This is a genomic window from Nocardia altamirensis NBRC 108246, assembly GCF_001612685.1.
GTDB lineage: Bacteria > Actinomycetota > Actinomycetes > Mycobacteriales > Mycobacteriaceae > Nocardia > Nocardia altamirensis.
Window position 1 is genome coordinate 38,434 of sequence record NZ_BDAY01000009.1, and the last position, 19,701, is coordinate 58,134.

At 65.4% G+C, this 19,701-nt stretch carries 13 protein-coding genes; all 13 read right to left on the bottom strand.

The genetic code is table 11. The features are described 5' to 3' along the window. Positions 1 to 66: 66 nt before the first annotated feature. On the bottom strand, positions 67 to 4,020 hold the full coding sequence (locus tag NA11_RS04980) for a DNA-directed RNA polymerase subunit beta' (protein WP_069160558.1): 3,954 nt from the start codon (positions 4,018 to 4,020) through the stop codon (positions 67 to 69). Positions 4,021 to 4,127: 107 nt separating this feature from the next. Continuing rightward, a complete protein-coding gene (gene rpoB, locus NA11_RS04985) occupies positions 4,128 to 7,634 on the bottom strand; it encodes a DNA-directed RNA polymerase subunit beta (RefSeq protein ID WP_069160559.1) in 3,507 nt (1,168 codons plus the stop codon). 387 nt (positions 7,635 to 8,021) lie between these two features. Next, entirely contained in the window at positions 8,022 to 8,714 is a 693-nt protein-coding gene (locus NA11_RS04990) for a hypothetical protein (protein WP_069160560.1), read from the bottom strand. Positions 8,715 to 8,726: 12 nt separating this feature from the next. Continuing rightward, positions 8,727 to 9,404 carry a hypothetical protein gene (locus NA11_RS04995; RefSeq protein WP_174567658.1) on the bottom strand — a complete coding sequence of 226 codons (678 nt, stop codon included), beginning with the start codon at positions 9,402 to 9,404 and terminating at the stop codon, positions 8,727 to 8,729. Positions 9,405 to 9,551: 147 nt separating this feature from the next. Next, positions 9,552 to 10,793: an MCE family protein gene (locus tag NA11_RS05000; RefSeq protein ID WP_069160561.1), complete on the bottom strand. Its 1,242-nt coding sequence runs from the start codon at positions 10,791 to 10,793 to the stop codon at positions 9,552 to 9,554. Next, complete coding sequence (locus NA11_RS05005; RefSeq protein ID WP_141717419.1) at positions 10,790 to 12,040, bottom strand: MCE family protein; 1,251 nt, start codon at positions 12,038 to 12,040, stop codon at positions 10,790 to 10,792. The genes NA11_RS05000 and NA11_RS05005 overlap by 4 nt, the downstream gene beginning before the upstream one ends. After that, positions 12,037 to 13,305, bottom strand: a complete 1,269-nt coding sequence (locus NA11_RS05010; RefSeq protein WP_069160562.1) for an MCE family protein — start codon at positions 13,303 to 13,305, stop codon at positions 12,037 to 12,039. Before NA11_RS05010 ends, NA11_RS05005 begins: the two co-directional genes overlap by 4 nt. A 1-nt stretch (position 13,306) precedes the next feature. After that, complete coding sequence (locus tag NA11_RS05015) at positions 13,307 to 14,317, bottom strand: MCE family protein (protein ID WP_069160563.1); 1,011 nt, start codon at positions 14,315 to 14,317, stop codon at positions 13,307 to 13,309. Continuing rightward, positions 14,317 to 15,393 (bottom strand): MCE family protein, encoded by a 1,077-nt coding sequence (locus NA11_RS05020; protein ID WP_174567659.1) that lies wholly within the window; start codon positions 15,391 to 15,393, stop codon positions 14,317 to 14,319. Before NA11_RS05020 ends, NA11_RS05015 begins: the two co-directional genes overlap by 1 nt. After that, positions 15,390 to 16,730: an MCE family protein gene (locus NA11_RS05025; RefSeq protein WP_069160564.1), complete on the bottom strand. Its 1,341-nt coding sequence runs from the start codon at positions 16,728 to 16,730 to the stop codon at positions 15,390 to 15,392. The genes NA11_RS05020 and NA11_RS05025 overlap by 4 nt, the downstream gene beginning before the upstream one ends. 62 nt (positions 16,731 to 16,792) lie before the next feature. Beyond that, on the bottom strand, positions 16,793 to 17,599 hold the full coding sequence (locus NA11_RS05030) for an MlaE family ABC transporter permease (protein ID WP_141717436.1): 807 nt from the start codon (positions 17,597 to 17,599) through the stop codon (positions 16,793 to 16,795). 63 nt (positions 17,600 to 17,662) lie between these two features. Next, positions 17,663 to 18,361 carry an MlaE family ABC transporter permease gene (locus NA11_RS05035; RefSeq protein ID WP_245745736.1) on the bottom strand — a complete coding sequence of 233 codons (699 nt, stop codon included), beginning with the start codon at positions 18,359 to 18,361 and terminating at the stop codon, positions 17,663 to 17,665. A 107-nt stretch (positions 18,362 to 18,468) separates the two neighbouring features. After that, the gene (locus tag NA11_RS05040; RefSeq protein ID WP_174567660.1) at positions 18,469 to 19,545 is read right to left on the bottom strand and encodes an ABC transporter ATP-binding protein; all 1,077 of its coding nucleotides are present in this window, start codon (positions 19,543 to 19,545) and stop codon (positions 18,469 to 18,471) included. Positions 19,546 to 19,701: the final 156 nt, after the last annotated feature.

A 19,701-nucleotide genomic window follows, 5' to 3' on the forward strand; every position in this document is an offset into this window, starting at 1 on the left:
GTGCGGAAACGCAAACGGCCCCCGCTCGCGAGGAGCGGGGGCCGGATGTTGTTGCTGCGCTACCGGTTAGCGGTAGTCGCTGAAACCGTAATCGTCCAGCGGGACCGCGGCACCGGTGGTCTGACCGAAGCTGTCCGGGCTGTAGTAGGTGTCGTCGTAGGACGGCACCGCGTACGCGGCGGCACGGGCTTCTTCGGTCGGCTGCACCTGGATGTTGCGGTAGCGGTTGATACCGGTACCTGCCGGGATCAGCTTGCCGATGATCACGTTCTCCTTGAGGCCGATGAGCTTGTCGGAGCGGCAGTTGATCGCCGCGTCCGTCAGGACTCGCGTGGTCTCCTGGAAGGACGCCGCCGACAGCCACGAATCGGTCGCGAGCGACGCCTTCGTGATACCCATCAGCACCGGGCGGCCCGCCGCGGGCTCGTTGCCCTCGGCGACGACGCGACGGTTGGAGGCCTCGAACTCGGACCGCTCGGTGAGCGAGCCGGGCAGGAACTCCGTGGCACCCGAATCGATGATCGTCACGCGACGCAGCATCTGGCGCACGATGACCTCGATGTGCTTGTCGTGGATCGACACACCCTGCGAGCGGTAGACCTCCTGGACCTCGTGGACCAGGTGGATCTGCACCTGACGGGGGCCCATGATGCGCAGCACCTCGTGCGGATCCGCCGCGCCTTCCAGCAGCTGCTGGCCGACCTCGACGTGGTCACCATCGGAGAGCAGACGCTCGGTGCCGTCGTCGTGCTTGAAGACACGCAGCCGCTGACGCTTCGAGAGCTTGTCGTAGACAACCTCTTCACCACCGTCATCCGGGATGATGGTGATCTTGTAGAAGCGATCGTCGTCCTCGAGCCGCACGCGACCCGAGACCTCGGCGATGGGCGCCTTGCCCTTCGGCACACGAGCCTCGAAGAGCTCCTGCACACGGGGCAGACCGCCGGTGATGTCATCGCCTGCGACACCACCCTGGTGGAAGGTACGCATGGTGAGCTGGGTACCCGGCTCACCGATGGACTGCGCGGCCACGATGCCGACGGCCTCACCGATGTCGACCAGCTTGCCGGTCGCCATGGAGCGGCCGTAGCAGGTCGCACACACGCCGGTGCCGGTGGTGCAGGTCAGCACGGAGCGGACCTTCACCTCGGTGATGCCGGCGTCGAGCAGCGCCTCGATGGCCGGGTCGCCGAGGTCGGCACCCTTCGCCACCACGACATTGCCCTTGGCGTCCACCGCGTCGGACGCGAGAGTCCGTGCGTAGGCCGAGGTTTCGACGTGCGCGTCGCGAATCAGCGTGCCGTCCGGCTGCTTCTCCGCGATCGGAACGACGATGCCGCGCTCGGTGGTGCAATCGTGCTCGCGCACGATCACGTCCTGCGAGACGTCCACCAGACGACGGGTCAGGTAACCCGAGTCGGCGGTACGAAGCGCGGTGTCGGCCAGACCCTTTCGGGCACCGTGGGTGTTGATGAAGTACTCGAGAACGGTCAGGCCCTCACGGAACGAGGACTTGATCGGCCGCGGGATGAACTCACCCTTCGGGTTAGTCACCAGGCCCTTCATACCGGCGAGGGTACGAGTCTGGGTGAAGTTACCCGTGGCGCCCGACTCGACGATCGTGATGATCGGGTTGTCCGGCGGGTAGTGCGCACGCAGCGCCGTACCGACCTCTTCCGTCGCTTCCTGCCAGATCTTGACCAGGGCGTTGTTGCGTTCCTGGTGATCCAAAGCACCACGCTGGTACTTCTTCTCGATCTGATCGGCGAGCGCCTCGTAGCGCTCCATGATCTCGGTCTTCTCCGGCGGCACGAGGACGTCGGACATCGAAACCGTCACGCCGGAACGAGTGGCCCAGTAGAAGCCCGCGTCCTTCAGCTTGTCGACGGTCTGCGCGACCACGATCATCGGGTAACGCTCGGCGAGATCGTTGATGATCGTCGCCTGACGCTTCTTCGGCATCGGCTCGTTGATGAACGCGTAGTCCGCCGGGAGCAGCTCGTTGAACAGCACACGACCGAGGGTGGTCTCGGCAATCCACGCGTCGCCGCGGTTCCAGCCCTCCGGGAACAGCTTCGCCTCGATCTCCTTCGGCGGGCGCTGGTGGATGAGCCGCACCTTGATCAGCGAACGCACGGTGAGCTCGGCACGGTCCACCGCCATCTGTGCCTCGGACGGCGAGGAGTACACGCCGAACTCGACGGAATCCTTTGCGGCCGGCTTGTATTGCCCCTTCGCGCCCTCTTCGAGGCGGGTCAGGTAGTACAGGCCGGTCACCATGTCCAGACGCGGCATGGCCAGCGGACGACCCGAGGCGGGCGACAGGATGTTGTTCGAGGACAGCATCAGGATGCGGGCCTCGGCCTGCGCCTCCGCGGACAGCGGAAGGTGCACGGCCATCTGGTCACCGTCGAAGTCGGCGTTGAACGCTTCACAGACGAGCGGGTGCAGCTGGATCGCCTTACCCTCGACGAGCTGCGGCTCGAACGCCTGGATGCCGAGGCGGTGCAGGGTGGGCGCACGGTTCAGCAGCACCGGGTGCTCGGCGATGACCTCTTCGAGGACATCCCACACCTGGGGACGCTGACGCTCGACCATCCGCTTGGCGGACTTGATGTTCTGCGCGTGGTTCAGGTCGACCAGACGCTTCATCACGAACGGCTTGAACAGCTCCAGCGCCATCAGCTTGGGCAGACCGCACTGGTGCAGCTTGAGCTGCGGACCGACCACGATGACCGAACGGCCCGAGTAGTCGACGCGCTTGCCGAGCAGGTTCTGACGGAAACGACCCTGCTTGCCCTTGAGCAGATCGCTCAGGGACTTCAGCGGGCGGTTACCCGGTCCGGTGACCGGACGGCCACGACGGCCGTTGTCGAACAGTGCGTCGACGGACTCCTGCAGCATCCGCTTCTCGTTGTTGACGATGATCTCGGGCGCACCGAGGTCGATCAGTCGCTTGAGGCGGTTGTTGCGGTTGATCACGCGGCGGTACAGGTCGTTCAGGTCGGAGGTGGCGAAACGGCCACCGTCGAGCTGAACCATCGGGCGCAGCTCCGGCGGGATCACCGGAACGGCGTCGAGCACCATGCCCATCGGCGAGTTGCCGTTGGTCTGGAACGCCGCGACGACCTTGAGCCGCTTGAGCGCGCGCAGCTTCTTCTGGCCCTTACCGCTGCGGATGGTCTCCCGCAGGTTCTCGGCCTCGGCGTCGATGTCGAAGTTCTCCATCAGCTTCTGGATGGACTCCGCACCCATGGCGCCGGTGAAGTATTCGCCGTAGCGGTCGATCAGCTCGCGGTACAGCACCTCGTCGACGATGAGCTGCTTGACGGCCAGCTTGGTGAAGGTGGTCCAGATCTCGTCGAGCCGGTCCAGCTCACGCTGGGACCGATCGCGGAGCTGACGCATCTCGCGCTCGCCGCCGTCCTTGACCTTGCGGCGCACGTCGGACTTGGCACCCTCGGCCTCGAGCTCGGCCAGGTCGGCCTCGAGCTTCTGAGCGCGGGCCTCCAGGTCGGCGTCACGCTGGTCGGCGACGGCCTTCTTCTCGACCTCCATCTCGGCCTCGAGGGTGCTGAGCTCGTTGTGGCGCAGCTCCTCGTCGACTCCGACGATGACGTAGGCGGCGAAGTAGATGATCTTTTCCAGATCCTTCGGCGCCAGGTCGAGCAGGTACCCGAGGCGCGAAGGAACGCCCTTGAAGTACCAGATGTGGGTAACGGGCGCGGCCAGCTCGATGTGGCCCATCCGCTCACGACGCACCTTGGCGCGCGTGACCTCGACGCCACAGCGCTCACAGATGATGCCCTTGAAGCGGACACGCTTGTACTTGCCGCAGTAGCACTCCCAGTCCCGGGTGGGGCCGAAGATCTTCTCGCAGAAGAGTCCGTCCTTCTCCGGCTTGAGCGTGCGGTAGTTGATGGTCTCCGGCTTTTTCACCTCGCCGAAGGACCACTGGCGGATGTCGTCCGCGGTGGCCAGGCCGATCCGGAGTTCATCGAAGAAGTTGACGTCTAGCACGTAACTTCCTTTCCCCTATTCGGGTCGAATTCGAGCAAAAAGTTCACTAGTTGGTGGAACGCGGGGCGCGAATGCCGTTTGAAATAAACGACATTCGCACCTACCGCCTAGTTCGCCAGATCGTCGACGGTTGCGGCTTCGTTCCTGGACAGGTTGATGCCCAGGTTGGCTGCCGCGCGCTCCAGATCCTCGTCGTCGCCATCGCGCATCTCGATCGCGGCGCCGTCGGAAGACAGCACCTCGACGTTGAGGCACAGCGACTGGAGTTCCTTGAGGAGCACCTTGAACGACTCCGGAATGCCCGGCTCCGGAATGTTCTCGCCCTTGACGATCGCCTCGTAGACCTTCACACGGCCGACCACGTCGTCCGACTTGATGGTCAGCAGTTCCTGCAGCGTGTACGCCGCGCCGTAGGCCTGCATCGCCCAGCACTCCATTTCACCGAAGCGCTGGCCACCGAACTGGGCCTTACCGCCGAGCGGCTGCTGGGTGATCATCGAGTACGGACCGGTCGAACGGGCGTGGATCTTGTCGTCGACCAGGTGGTGCAGCTTCAGGATGTACATGTAGCCGACCGCCACCGGGTACGGGAACGGTTCGCCGGAACGTCCGTCGAGCAGCGTCGCCTTGCCGTTGTCGTCGACCATGCGCTCACCGTCGCGGTTCGGCAGGGTCGAGGCGAGCAGACCGGTCAGCTCCTCCTCGCGGGCACCGTCGAAGACGGGGGTCGCGATGTTGGAGTCGGACGGCGCGCCGAGCATCTCCTCCGGCAGTGCCTTCGCCCAGTCGGGACGGGTTCCGTCCGACGCGACGTCGACCTGCCAGCCTGCCTTGCCGATCCACCCGAGGTGGGTCTCCAAGATCTGGCCGATGTTCATACGACGCGGCACACCGTGGGTGTTCAGGATGATGTCGACCGGGGTGCCGTCCGGGAGGAACGGCATGTCTTCGGTTGGCAGGATCTTGCCGATGACACCCTTGTTGCCGTGGCGGCCTGCGAGCTTGTCGCCGTCCTGGATCTTGCGCTTCTGCGCGACGTAGACGCGGACCAACTCGTTGACACCCGGAGGCAGATCGTCGTCGTCCTCGCGCGAGAACACGCGGATGCCGATGACCTTGCCGGACTCACCGTGCGGAACCTTCAGCGAGGTGTCGCGGACTTCGCGGGCCTTCTCACCGAAGATCGCGCGCAGCAGCCGCTCTTCCGGGGTCAGCTCGGTCTCGCCCTTCGGGGTGACCTTGCCGACCAGGATGTCACCGTCGCGCACCTCGGCACCGATCCGAACGATGCCGCGCTCGTCGAGATCGGCGAGGACCTCATCGGAGACGTTGGGGATGTCGCGGGTGATCTCCTCGGCACCGAGCTTGGTGTCGCGGGCGTCGATCTCATGCTCCTCGATGTGGATCGAGGTCAGGACGTCCTCTTCCACGAGGCGCTGCGACAGGATGATCGCGTCCTCGTAGTTGTGGCCTTCCCACGGCATGATCGCCACGAGCAGGTTCTTGCCGAGGGCCATCTCACCGTTCTCGGTGCACGGACCGTCGGCCAGCACCTGGCCGGTCTCGACGCGCTGACCCTCGTCCACGATCGGACGCTGGTTGGCGCAGGTGCCCTGGTTCGAACGCGCGAACTTGCGCATCCGGTAGGACTTGCGGGTGCCGTCGTCGGCCATCACGGTGACGTAGTCGGCCGAAACCTCTTCCACCACACCGGACTTCTCGTTCACCACGACATCGCCCGCATCGACGGCGGCGCGCAGTTCCATGCCGGTGCCGACAACGGGCGCCTCGGAACGGATCAGCGGCACAGCCTGACGCTGCATGTTCGCACCCATGAGGGCACGGTTGGCGTCGTCGTGCTCGAGGAACGGGATCATCGCGGTCGCGACCGACACCATCTGGCGCGGCGAGACGTCCATGTAGTCGACCTCGGAGGCCGGGACGAGCTCGTTCTCCTCGTTGCCGCGCCGACAGAGCACGCGGTCTTCGAGGAAGCGACCATCCGCATCGACCGGCGAGTTGGCCTGCGCACGAACGTGCCGGTCCTCTTCGTCGGCGGTGAGGTACTTGACCTCGTCGGTCACCCGGCCGTCGACCACCTTGCGGTACGGCGTCTCGATGAAGCCGAACGGGTTGACCCGCGCGTACACCGACAGCGAACCGATCAGGCCGATGTTCGGGCCTTCCGGGGTCTCGATCGGGCACATACGGCCGTAGTGCGAGGTGTGGACGTCACGGACTTCCAGGCCGGCCCGCTCACGGGACAGACCACCCGGGCCAAGAGCCGACAGGCGGCGCTTGTGGGTCAGACCCGACAGCGGGTTGTTCTGGTCCATGAACTGCGACAGCTGGGAGGTTCCGAAGAACTCCTTGATCGCGGCGACGACCGGACGGATGTTGATCAGGGTCTGCGGCGTGATCGCCTCGACGTCCTGAGTCGTCATCCGCTCGCGGACCACGCGCTCCATGCGGGAGAGGCCGACCCGGATCTGGTTCTGGATCAGCTCGCCGACGGTGCGCAGGCGACGGTTACCGAAGTGGTCGATGTCGTCGACGTCGACCGGGACCTCTTGGCCGCCGGGGGCGGTCATGACGCGGTCGCCCGCGTGCAGGCGGACCAGGTACTCGATCGTGGAGACGATGTCTTCCTTGGTGAGCACCGATCCGGTGACCTGCTCGCCGAGGTGGATACCGAGCTTCTTGTTGATCTTGTAGCGACCGACGCGCGCCAGGTCGTAGCGCTTCTCCTTGAAGAACAGGTTCTCCAGCAGGGTCTGCGCGGACTCCTTGGTCGGCGGCTCGCCCGGACGCAGCTTGCGGTAGATGTCCAGCAGCGCCTCGTCCTGACCGGCGGTGTTGTCCTTCTCCAGCGTCGACATCATGATCTCGGAGAAGCCGAAACGCTCGACGATCTCCTCGGTCGTCCAGCCGAGCGCCTTCAGCAGCACGGTGACCGGCTGGCGGCGCTTGCGGTCGATGCGGACACCAACGGTGTCGCGCTTGTCGACGTCGAACTCCAGCCACGCACCACGCGACGGGATGACACGCACGCTGTGCAGGTCCTTCTCCGTGCCCTTGTCGACCGAGTGGTCGAAGTAGACGCCCGGCGAGCGGACCAGCTGCGAGACGACGACGCGCTCGGTGCCGTTGATGATGAACGTGCCCTTGTCGGTCATCATCGGGAAATCTCCCATGAAGACCGTCTGGCTCTTGATCTCACCGGTGTTGTTGTTGATGAACTCCGCGGTGACGAACAGCGGCGCCGCGTAGGTCATGTCCTTGTCTTTGCACTCGTCGATCGAGGCCTTGACCTCTTCGAAACGAGGGTCAGAGAAAGACAGGGACATCGAGCCGGAGAAGTCCTCGATCGGCGAAAGCTCCTCGAGCACCTCCTCGAGTCCCCCGACTAGCCCGACGTCGCCGCGCGCGGCAACCTTTTCACGCCATGACGGCGAACCGATCAACCATGCAAATGAGTCCGTCTGTAGATCGAGAAGTCCGGGCACCTCCAAGGGTTCACGGATCTTCGCGAAAGACACCCGCAACGGGGCTCCGGGGATTCCGGCAACTGCCTTGGTCTGGGTGGAGACTGCCAAGATGCGTCCTTCCAGCACCTCACGCGCGTCGCGTGGTGGTCCGCGACCGTCGCTTGTCTGCTACGAATTCCGCTGGTTACAACCCGAACGAAACCCGAACAGGCAACAACGGAAGTAACACCGGAAGGTGGAACTTACGTGTGCAAATCGAGGTATGGACAGGAGGCAGCCAGCGCAACGTCCAACCATACACCAACCGCCACGGGGGCGTCAACCTACCACCCGTGCGCACATTCACGTGGCTGGCGCGCCGAGTCCGAATCGCTGGCTGCGTCGGGGACGACGGGGCGCTAGGGAGCCACTGTGACAGCTGCCGCTGTTGTGAATAGCGTGACGGCTCGGGCGAAACTCGTCAAGTGGCAGGGCCGTGTGGCGCTCGGTGAGATCCCCTGGGCCGCTGGGTGATCACTGGTCGACAATGTCGCTGGCCAGCCAGCGATCGCCCACCTTCTGCATGTGCAGCACGATCGGGCCCGCGACGCTCTGCTGAGCGACGCCATTCTTTGTCGCGCTCACCACAAGATTGACGATCAGCTCGGCCCGATCGTCGGTGAGCAAAGTCACAGCGATGGGATCCGCCTTGGCATCCGCGCTGGTCTGAGCCTGTTTTACCGCCGAGATGGTGGTGTCGGCGTACTTGTCGAGATCGGCAAGCATCTTGCCGGTCAGCACCTGTTCGGCGGCGTCGCGGTAGCCATCGATGTTCTTCACGTCATAGGCGTAGACGGTCTTCAGCGCGTGGTCGGCGGCCGCGCGGACCTCCTCGGTGGCCTTGTTGTCGACGAAGGCCTTGTTCGAATCGTCGACGCCAGGGCGCAGCGCGGCGAGCACCGCGAATCCACCGAGCAGCACGGCGGCGACCAAGCAGGTGACCACGATGGACCAGTACGAACGACCCGGCCGTGCGATGCGCAGGCGCTCGGACCGCTTCGGCTCGGGCCGTTGCTCGGTGCGCGGGCGCGCGGTGGTCGCGCGCGAGGTGCCGGTCGAGCGCGGCTTACGGGCAGGGGTGGTGCGTGGCGTGGTAGCACGCGACTGCTGCTCGGCGCCGGGGCGGCGCTTGGAGGTGACCCGGTTGACCGGTTTACGCGAAGTCATGTCGGTCCCCTCCTACGATCCCGGCTTGGGTGCGGCGGGCGGCTGATCGCCGGGTGGCGCGGGCGGCGCCTGGCCCTGGCCGCCGCTGAGCAGCACCGGCTGGCTCAGCGAGGAGATCTGCTCGGCCTTCCACACCTCGCCGGTCTTGGTCACGTCGACGTTCCAGGTGTAGCGGTACTCGGCGGGCGGCTTGTCCTTGCCCGTCTCGGTGACCTGCAGCACGACCAGCGCCGACGCCTTGTCCTCTTCACTGTTCAGCGTGGTCAGCGCGGCGCCGAGCACCTTCGAGGTCATCCCGACACTGGTCTGCTTGGCCAGCGTCTCGGCCTGGTCCTTGTTCTTGTTGGCCGAGTCGAGCAACGCGCCGGTCATCGAGGACCTGGCCAGCGCCAGCGAGCCGGGCACGTCGTCGAGGTTCATCGACGTCATGTTGAGCGCGGCCTGACGAGCGCCGTCGAGCGCGGTGTCGCGGGCATCGGCGCGCGGGCCGTCGGTGAAGGCGGCACGCACCCAACCGGTGCCGAACCACACGGCAGCGACGAGCGCGACGATCAAGACGGTCGCAGAGCCGATCAGCACGAACGTACGGAGGAGCCCGGTCCGCTCGGGTGCCTCGGAGCCGCGCGCCTCGACCGGCGTCTCAGCGGCGGTCTTCGATGCGTCGAGCTGTTTGGACAGGTCGGTGCTCACGACTCCACCTCGCTGACGCTCGGTTCCGTCGTGCGCACGGGCGCGCTGCATTCTCGGTTCGCTCGCTGACGCTCGCTCACGACTTCGCCTCACGGTTGGATTCGGTTCGCTCGCCCATGCGAGTCACCCTAACGTCGTCGGTCCTGGTCACCGCTTCGGCGTGACCCCCATCAGGGTGGCCAACTGCACGGCGATCGGATTCATGTTCAGCTTGTCCGGATCGGTTTTGGGGGTGGCATCCCACGGCTGCACGATGCTCGGATCGGCGAGCTCGGCCCGCTCCCCGCCGCGCACCGCAGTCGGATTACCGAACGGCACAAGGCATTTGGCGTCCTTGTTGAACGGGAACTCGTCGCGGGTGTCGTCGAAGTCCGGGTTCTGCGCCTTCATCTGTTCGAGAATCCGCTGGGTTCCCTCGTAGCCGACGGTACAGGCAGGCGGATTGTTCGCTTCGAGCACCAGACCGAAGTGGCTGGTGCCGTCGCCGGGCGCGGTGGCCGAACCGCCGATGGACAGGTGCGGCAGCATCTGCAACAGCGGCTTGAGCGCGTAGAACTTCGGCGAGATGGTCAGCAGCAACTGACGCAGGTTGGCGAAGTCCTGGGTGAGCGCGGGACCGCTCTCCTTGACCAGCGCGCCGATCTGCTGGCCCGCATCGGTGCCGGTGCCGATCAACCTGCGGATGTCGGGGTCGCTGGAGCGCAGCTGGGCGCTCAATTTGTCGAGGCCGTCACTGAATTCGCGGATGGCGCCAGACTGCTCGGCCTGCGTGCCGAGCGCGACCTTGCCGTCCTGGATCAGCTGAATCGTCTGCGGCAGTGTGTCATTGAAGGTGGTGGTGAAGTTGTTCAGCGATTCGACGAAGACCTGAAGATCGTCGCCCTTGCCGTCGAATGCCTTGCCGAGCTCGCGCACCGTCGTGTTCAGCGCCTGCAGATCGACCGAGCGGGTGAACGTGTCGACGCTGGCGATCAGCTGCTGCACCGGCACCGGCGTGGTCGCCGAGGAGATCACCGAATTGTCGCGCAGGTACGGGCCGGTGTCGGCGTCCGGCTGCAGATCGACGTATTGCTCACCGATCGCGGATCGGTTGGCGACCACGGCTTTCGCGGACGCGGGGATCTTCGGCGAATCCGAATCGATGACGAGGTTCATCACGACACCGTCGCCGGTGAGCTCCATCGTGCCGACCCGGCCGACCGGAACACCGCGATAGGTGACCTCGGCGCCCTTGTAGATGCCACCGGTTTGCTCGGCCTGCACCTTGACGGTGTACTGGCCGAATCCGATCATGTGGTCGAGCCGGATGTACTTGGCGCCGACGAAAACCACGCCGACCACCGCGAGGACGACGAAGGCGATCAACTGCCAGCGGACCAGACGGGTCATCGGGGGCCTCCCGGTTGCGGCGCGACACCGAGTTGCTCGAGAATCGCGCCGACCGGATTGGGCGGCACTCCCGGTGCGGGCGGCTGCGCCATGTTCGGCGGCAGCGGCAGGATCGAAATCGTCGGCCAGCCAGGGCGCGGACCGTTGCCGTTGTAGTACGGGTTCGTCGGATTCACCGGCACCGGCGGGCCGACCGGCGGGATGTACACCGGATCCGGTTTGCCGACACCGAGATTGCTCAGCGTGACGCCGATCTGCTGATCCACCGAGAGCCAGGTGTTCATCTGACCGCCGAAGGTGCTGGCCAGCGACGAATCCGGGAACGGGTAGGTGGGGATGAGCGGGAAGGCGGTCACCAGATCCGGTGCGGCCTTGCCCAATTCCTGCAACGTCGGGCGCAGCGAGGTCAGATCGCGGATGAGCTCGTCCTTCGAATGATCGAGCACATCGAATCCCGCCTGACCGACCCGGTCCAGCTGGCTGAGCAGTCCGATCAGCTGCGGACGCTGCTGCTCGAGGATCTTGATGCCCTGGGGCAGCTCGTCGAGGATCTTGCCGATCTGGTCGGTCTGCCTGCTCACCCGGCTACTGAGCACATCGAGACCGTCGAGGGCCCTGGTGATGTCGTTGACCTGATCGTCGAGGCCCTTGATCAAGATGTTCGCCTGGTCGAGCAGCGAACGCACCCGATCCTCACGACCGCCGATGGCCTTGTTCAGCTCGGTCACGATCGGCTGCAGCTGAGCGACGCCACCGCCGTTGAGCAGCAACGACATCGCACCGAGCACCTGCTCGATCTCGGTGGCGTGCCTGGTCCGGTCGACCGGGATCACCGCACCGTCGCTGAGCTTCTTGGCATCCGCGTCGGCGGGCGGCTTGGACAGCTCGATGAACTTCTCGCCGAGCAGATTCGACTGGCGCACTTCGGCACGCGCGTTCGCGGGCAGGTTCACCGTCGAGCTCACCACTGTGCGCACGGTGGCGGTCCACTGGTCCTTGCCGATGGTGATGTCCTCGACGCGACCGACCGGAACGCCCTCGACCTTCACCGCGGACTGCGGCACCAGGTCGAGCACGTCGTCGAACTGGATGTCGATGCGCATCGGGTGCGCACCCACGTCGGCGCCGCCGGGCAGCGGCACGCTGTAGATGCCGTCGGATGCGCACGAGGCGACCAGCGCCGCGCTCACCCCGAACACCAGCGCGGCACCGAAACCTCGTGTGACAGAACGGATTCGGGTACTCACCGCGCACCTCCCCGAGACGGTGGCTGCTGATCCGACGGCGTGCCTGGCACGGTGCCCGGCACCGGAGCGCGCTGCTGGTTCTCGTTGCTGAGGATGCCGAACGGCAGGATCAGCGTCGGCGTCTGCACACCCGCGGTGATCTGGTCGGAGATCTCCTTGCAGTGCTCGAGGATCGGGCGCATCTGCCTGCCGAGCGCCTCGAACTGCGGATCGCCAGGCCGCAGCTTGGCCACGTCGATCAGCTTGCACATGACCCCGAACGGATCCTGCAGGTCGGTGAAGTTGGCGCGCATGTCGAGCGTGCCGGATTCGGCGTTGTGGATGTTGACCAGGTTGCTCAGCGCCACCGGCAGCACGGGCAGCAGTTCGGCCAGATCGTCGCGCTGGTCGGCGAGCGTCTTGGTGAGGGTGACCAGACCCTCGGCATTGCTGGCGATCAGCTCGCGGTTGTTGTCGATGAACCGCGCCACATCGCCGAGCGCGACCGAGAGCAGGTTCAGCGCGGCGCCGAGATCGGCACGCTCATTGGCGAGGAAGCTGGACAGGTCCGCGAGCTGCACATTGAACTGCCGCACCTGCTGATCGTTCGTGGCGAGCATGGTGACGAAGGTCTGCAGATTCTTGACGGTGTCGAAGATGTCGCCGCGCGCGTCGGACAGGTAGCGCGCCGCCTTGGACAGCTGGGTGAGGCTGTTGGCCAGCGCCTCGCCGTTGCCGTCGAGGTTCGCCGCGCCGGTGCGGACCAGCTCGTTCACCGCGCCGTCCTTGTTGGCGCCGTTGGGGCCCAACGCATCCGAGAGCTCGGTGATGCTCTTGTACAGCTGGTCGACCTCGACGGGGGTGACGGTGCGGTCACGCGGAATGGTCGCGGTGCGGTCCATTTTCGGCCCGCCGGTATAGACCGGGGTCAGTTGGATGTAGCGGTCCGACACGATCGACGGCGTGATCTGCGCCGCCCGCGCGCCGGCGGGCACGTCGAACCTGCGCTCGACATGCATCACGATCTTGACCTGATCACCTTGCGGCTCAACGGAATCCACCCGACCGACCGGAACACCGAGGATGCGGACATCCGAGCCCTCGTAGATGCCGACGGAACGATCGAAGTACGCGGTGATCTTGGTGGTGGTCAGCCGATCGAACGTCCACCACAGCACGCCTGCCAGCACCACCGCGACGACCGCGACGAGCGCGATCCCGGCCTTGGTGCCTCGACTCGAATTCCGCAGTGCCGTCAGCGGTTCGCCGCGCCAGTTCGCCGCCATGTCAGTTGCCTCCCATGGTGCGCACCGGCGGCCGGTCGCCGGGGATCTCCGGCAGCGCGGGTGGGATCAGGTTGACGATCACCGCGTCGAACCAGCGTCCGGTGCCGAGGACGTTGGCGTAGATGCCGTAGAACGGCGCGGCGAGTTCCAGTGTCTTGGAGATGTTCTGCTGGTTGGCGTTGAGCAGATCGATCGCGCCACGCAGGTTCGTCAGCGCGGGACCGATCTGCTCCTCGTTGTCGTGCACAAGCGCGCTCAGCTCCGACGCGACCGTCTTGGCGCCGGACAGCAACTGCGCGATCGACTGCTGGCGAATGTTCAGCTCGGCGAGCAGCTGGCCACCCGAAGCGAGCAACCGCTCGAACTCGGCGTTGCGATCGGCGAGCACGGTGGTGGTCTGCCTGGTCGCGGCGAACAGCTTCTTCAGTTCCTCGTCGCGCTTGGCGAGAGTTTCCGACAGCCGGGCGACACCGTCGATGGAGCCGCGGATCTCCGGTGGCGTCGTCGCGAACGCGTCGGACAGCACCCGCATGCTGGTGGCCAGTTGCGCGGTGTCGATCTGATCGATGTTCTTCGCGGCGTCGGTGAACGCGTCGACCACGTCGTACGGAGCGACGGTGCGCGACAACGGAATCCGCTTGCTCGGATCGGCGGTGCGCGACCCCTTCGGATCCAGCGCGAGGTACTTCTGGCCGAGCACGGTCTTGATCTGGATCGAGGCGGTGGTGTCGCTGCCGATCCAGGCGTTCTGGGTGCGGAAATCGACGAGGACCTTGTCCCGGTCCAGGCGCACGTCGGACACCGAGCCGACCTTCACGCCTGCGATGCGCACCTCGTTGCCCTTCTTCAGGCCTGCCGCCTCGGAGAATTCGGCCGTGTACTTGGTGCCTGCACCGATGATCGGCAGCCGGTCGATGAAGAACGCCGACACCGTCACCAGCAACACCATGGCAAGACCGAGCACACCCATGAACGCGGGGCTGCGCTTGCCGAGCAGGATCCGATCGTCCATCAGCGGGCCCTCCCCTGGCAGCGCGGCGCGGCATTGGTGTACAGCGGCTGGTTGATCGTCGGCAGGCCCGCGGGCAGGTTGAGCTGCGGCGCTTCCACCGCGCCTGGCCCGACGACGATGTCGATGCCGCACAGGTAGAACTGGAACCAGGAGCCGTAACTGCCGACGCGGCCGAGCTTTTCCATCTTGAGCGGCAGGTTGGCCAGCGCCTCGTTGACCTCGTCCTTGCGGCTGTTGAGGGTGCCGGTCACCTGGTTGAGGCCCGCGATCGAACCCTGCAGCGTCGGGCGGACCGGGACAAGCAGATCCGCGGTGGCCGAGGCGAGATTGCCGAGCGAGGTCACCGAGCGCCCGATCGTGTCCCGTTCCGCGGACAGACCGCTGATCAGCGCCTCGGTGTTCACGATGAGCTGGTCGAACTGATCGTCGCGCTTGTTCACGGTGTCGAGCACCGCGGTCAGGTTGCGGGTCAGCTCGCCGATCACCGCATCCTTGTCCGCGATTTTGTTGGTCAGGCTGGCCGTGCTCGCCACCAGATCATGGATGGTCCCCTGCTCACCCTGGAACACCTGGATGATCTCGAAGGAAAGCTTGTTCACGTCGTCGGCGGTCAGCGTGCGGAACAGCGGACGGAAGCCGTTGAAGAGGGTGGTCAGGTTCAGCGCGGGGCGGGTGTGGTCGAGCGCGATGGTGCCGCCCTTGTTGAGCTTGCGGCCCTGCTCGCCCGTGCCTTGCTCGAGCGCGATGTAGCGCTGGCCGACCAGGTTTCGGTAGCGGATGCTCGCCGTGGTCGAGGCGGGCAGCCAATCCCGGTCGGTCAGTTGGAATTCCACCTCGGCCAGACGCTTGTCGACGATCGCGATGTTGGTGACCTTGCCGACCCGCACGCCGGCGATCCGCACCTCGTCACCCTTGTTCAGCGAGGTGACATCGGTGAAGCGGGCCTTGAAACCGGTGCCGCCGCCGCTGTAGTTGGCGATGGACAGGGCGAGCACCGTGGTCGCGAACAGTGTCACGACGACGAAGATGATCAGTTTGGTCAGCGACCCGCCCAGGCCGCGCAGCTGCTGCTTCATCGCACGCTCACCTCGCTGCCACGGAACGCCGGCGCGCCGGCCCTGGTCACCCAGCTCGGCACTTGATCGGCCGAAACACCGTGCGCCGCACCATAAATCGCGCCGAGCGACTGCCGCTCCAGCGGTGAACCGGCGACCGTCGGAACCTGGCCTGCGGGGTAGACGCCGAACTGCGGCGGCGACATCTTGCCCGAATCCTGATCACCGGGGTTACGGCTCGGCACCGCGTAGGAACCGTCGCTGTACGGCCCGCCGGTGTACTGACCTGGGTCGACACCGAGCGGGTACTCGGGAACGCAGAACGGGCCCTCGGTGCCGAGCCAGCGCGGCTCGTCCTGGTTGGGCAGGTACTTGCCGCGAGTATTGGTCAGCTCGATGCTCACCCGGGAACCGGGGTTCGGCTTGCCCTTGCCCATGATCTCGTCGATGCGCGGCTTCAGCTTCGCGAAATTCGCCATCGTGCACGGGAATCCGGGCGAGTAGGTGGCGAGCAGCTCGAGCGCAGGCCTGGAATCGATCGCCACGTCGATGAAGTTGTCGCGGTTGGCGACAAGGAAATCCGCGGTGTCCGACGAGGCAGGGGTGAGCACGGCGTAGAGCGAGTCGATGTCCCAGCGTCGCTGCACGATCGTCGCGTTGGTGGTGCGCAGGTTGTCCAGGGCCTGCACCAGCTGCGGCGCGGCATCGGAGTAGGTGGCGGCCACCTCGGCGAAGCTGCGCAGATCCTGTTGCAGGTCCGGCAGCACGCCGTTGACCTGACGGAAGATGTTGTCCAGCTTGTCCACGCTCTCGCCGAGCGCGAGCCCCTGGCCGGACAGCGCCTGCGACAGCGAGCCGAGCGTCGCGGCGAGGTCCTGCGGCGGGATCGCCTGCAGCAGCGGCATCAGGTCGTCGAGCAGCTTGCTGAGCTCGATCGCGTTGCCGCTCTTGTCCTGCTGCAGCGTCACGCCGTCGGCCAGGTGTTGGGCACTGCGGTCGGCAGGGATGATCAGGTCGACGTAGCGCTCGCCGAACAGTGTCTTGGGCAGCAGCCGTGCGGTCGCGTTGGCCGGAATCTGCTCGGCCTTGTCCGGCTGGATGGCCAGGTTCAGCGTCACCCTGCCGTCCGTCGAGTGGCTGGAACGCACCTCGCCGACGGTGATGCCGCGGACCTTCACGTCCGCGTTCTTGGTCAACGCGTTGCCGACGCTGTCGGTGACCAGATCGACGTCGACCGTCTTCGTGAACGCCTTGTTGTAGATCGCGATGGTCGTCCAGAGGAACAGCGCGACCACCACGAAAAAGGCGATGCCGAGCAGCCGAACGCGCAGTTTCGCGGTCGACCGCCAGGCCTGCACGCCCCTGCGCCCACCCGTCGCCCGACCACCACCCCTCACTGAATCGCTACGCGATGCCGTATTCATCCCGCCACCCGCACGGTCGTAGTCGTCCCCCAGATCGCCAGGCTCAGGAAGAAGTCGAGCACGTTCACCAATACGATCGCCGCACGCACCGCGCGACCGACCGCGACGCCGACGCCCGCGGGCCCGCCGGTGGCGTGAAAACCGTAGTAGCAGTGCACCATGATGATCACGAAGGCGAACACCAGCACCTTGAGGAACGAATAGAGCACGTCCTCAGGCGGTAGGAACAAGCTGAAGTAGTGATCGTAGGAACCGCTGGACTGGCCGTTGAACCAGATGCTGATCATCCGGGACGCCAGGAAAGTGCCGAGCAGGCCGACGACGTAGAGCGGGATCACCGCGAGGAAACCGGCGATCACCCTGGTGGAGACGAGGAACGGCACACCGGGCACCGCCATCACCTCGAGCGCGTCGATCTCCTCGGAAATCCGCATGGCGCCGAGCTGCGCGGTGAAGCCACAGCCCACCGTCGCCGACAACGCCAAAGCCGCGACCAGCGGCGCGATTTCCCGCGTATTGATGTAGGCGGTGAGGAAGCCGGTCAGCACCGAACTGCCGAGCGCGTCCAGCGCCTTGAAGCCCTGCAGGCCGACGACAACGCCGACCGATCCGGACATGAACACGATGACGCCGATGGTGCCGCCGATCACCGCGAGCGCGCCGCTGCCGAAAGTCACCTCGGCGAGCAGCCGCATGACCTCCTTGCGGTAGCGGACCACGGTGCGCGGAATCCACGCGATGGCACGCGAATAGAACGACATCTGATGGCCCGCGCGATCGATCACCTTCAAGGGTGCGCGCATGACCTCACCCGTGCGGCGCACGGACTTGGCGATGATCGGGTGACGGTACTGGGTGGCCACCGGTCAGGCGCCCTTGGCCGGGACGACCTGCAGATACACCAGGGTGAGGATGAGGTTGACGAAGAACAGCACGAGGAACGTGATCACCACCGATTGATTCACCGCGTCACCTACTCCTTTCGGGCCGCCCTTGGGATGCAGTCCCTTGTACGCGGCGATCACGCCGGCGATCAAACCGAAGACCAGCGCCTTGATTTCGCCGATCCACAGGTCGGGGAGCTGGGCGAGCGCGGAGAACGAGGCGAGGTAAGCGCCCGGGGTGCCACCCTGCAACAACACGTTGAAGAAGTAGCCACCGGCGATGCCGACCACCGAAACCAGGCCGTTCAGCAGCAGCGCGACCAGCGTCATGCCGAGCACGCGCGGGACAACCAGCTTGCGCACCGGATCGACGCCGAGCACCTCGAGCGCGTCGATCTCCTCACGGATGGTGCGCGAACCGAGGTCGGCGGCGACCGCGGACCCGGCGGCACCGGCGATGATCAGCGCCGTGACCACCGGCGCGGCCTGCTGCACCGTGGCAAGCACGCTCGTTGCACCGGTGAAGGATTCGGCGCCGAGCTGCTTGATCAACGAGCCGGTCTGCAGCGCGACGACCGCACCGAACGGGATAGCGACGAGTGCGCTGGGCAAGATCGACACACTCGCGATGAACCACGACTGCTCGATGAACTCCCGCCACTCGAAGGGCCGGCGAAACATCTTGCGCAAGACGTCGACGAAGAGCGCGAAGATGTTGCCGGCCTGGGCAAATCCCGACTCCAATGGAGTCCGCAATCGCGCCAGTGTGGAGTTCACGAACGCAGATGTTACCCGTTAGTTGTGTTGTGTCGAGTGGTGGTGTCGTACGCGCCGCCCTGGTAACTACCCAGGTCGCTGTTGTTGTACGCCATCACCTGCGTCTCGTCGTTCTGCGCAAGTGACTCACGAATCGCCACCTGGGCCGCGTGCGGCAGGGTGTGCATGATCTCGCGAACCCGCTCTTTGCGGCGGATGACGGCCTGCCGCACCGGCATGCCGGGAGTTGCCTGCATCTGCGGGATGATGCCCTCGACCTCTTCGGCGCCGCCGTGGTGATGGCCTGCGTCGAACATCGCCTGCTCGCGCGCCATCTGGGCCTCGTCCTTCTCTTCGGACATGCCGATCGGACCCTGCATGCGGCCGTTGAGGAACTGCTTGACCACCGGCTCGTCCGAGGTGAGCAGCACCTCGCGCGGGCCGAACATGACCAGCTGGCGACGGAACAGCATGCCGATGTTGTCGGGCACGGTGCGGGCCAGGTTGATGTTGTGCGTGACGATCAGGATCGTGGCGTCGATCTGCGCGTTGATGTCGATGAGCAGCTGGCTCAAGTAGGAGGTACGCACCGGGTCGAGGCCGGAGTCCGGCTCGTCGACGAGGATGATCTGCGGGTCGAGCACGAGCGCGCGGGCCAGGCCTGCTCGCTTGCGCATACCGCCGGAGATCTCGCCGGGCAGCTTGCCTTCGGCCCCGAGCAGACCGGTCAGCTCCAGCTTCTCCATGACGATCTTCTTGATCTCGGATTCCGTCTTCTTTGTGTGTTCACGAAGCGGAAACGCGACATTGTCGAAAAGATTCATCGAGCCGAACAGCGCACCGTCCTGGAACAGCACGCCGAAGAGCTTGCGAATCTCGTAGAGCTCCTTGTTGGAGCAGGTGGTGATGTCCGTATCGCCGATATAAATCGAGCCGCGTTCTGGACGCAGTAGCCCGATGAGCGACTTCAGGAAGACCGATTTACCGGTACCCGATGGGCCGAGCAGGGCGCTGACCTCGCCGGACGGCAAAGTCAGGGACACATCCTGCCAAATTCGCTGCGAACCGAAGGACTTGGTAACACCCTCGGTCCTGACCTCGACGCCCACGCCTACCTCCACAATTTCTCAGCGAGCTGGCCCACCGGCGAACCGCGTGCTCGGTCCCGCGGTGTGTCACGTCACAGTGGGTCCGGCCACTGTATCCCATGACCCAGACGGTTCACACCCCTACCTGACTGAAGAGTAACCCCGTTTCACTCACTA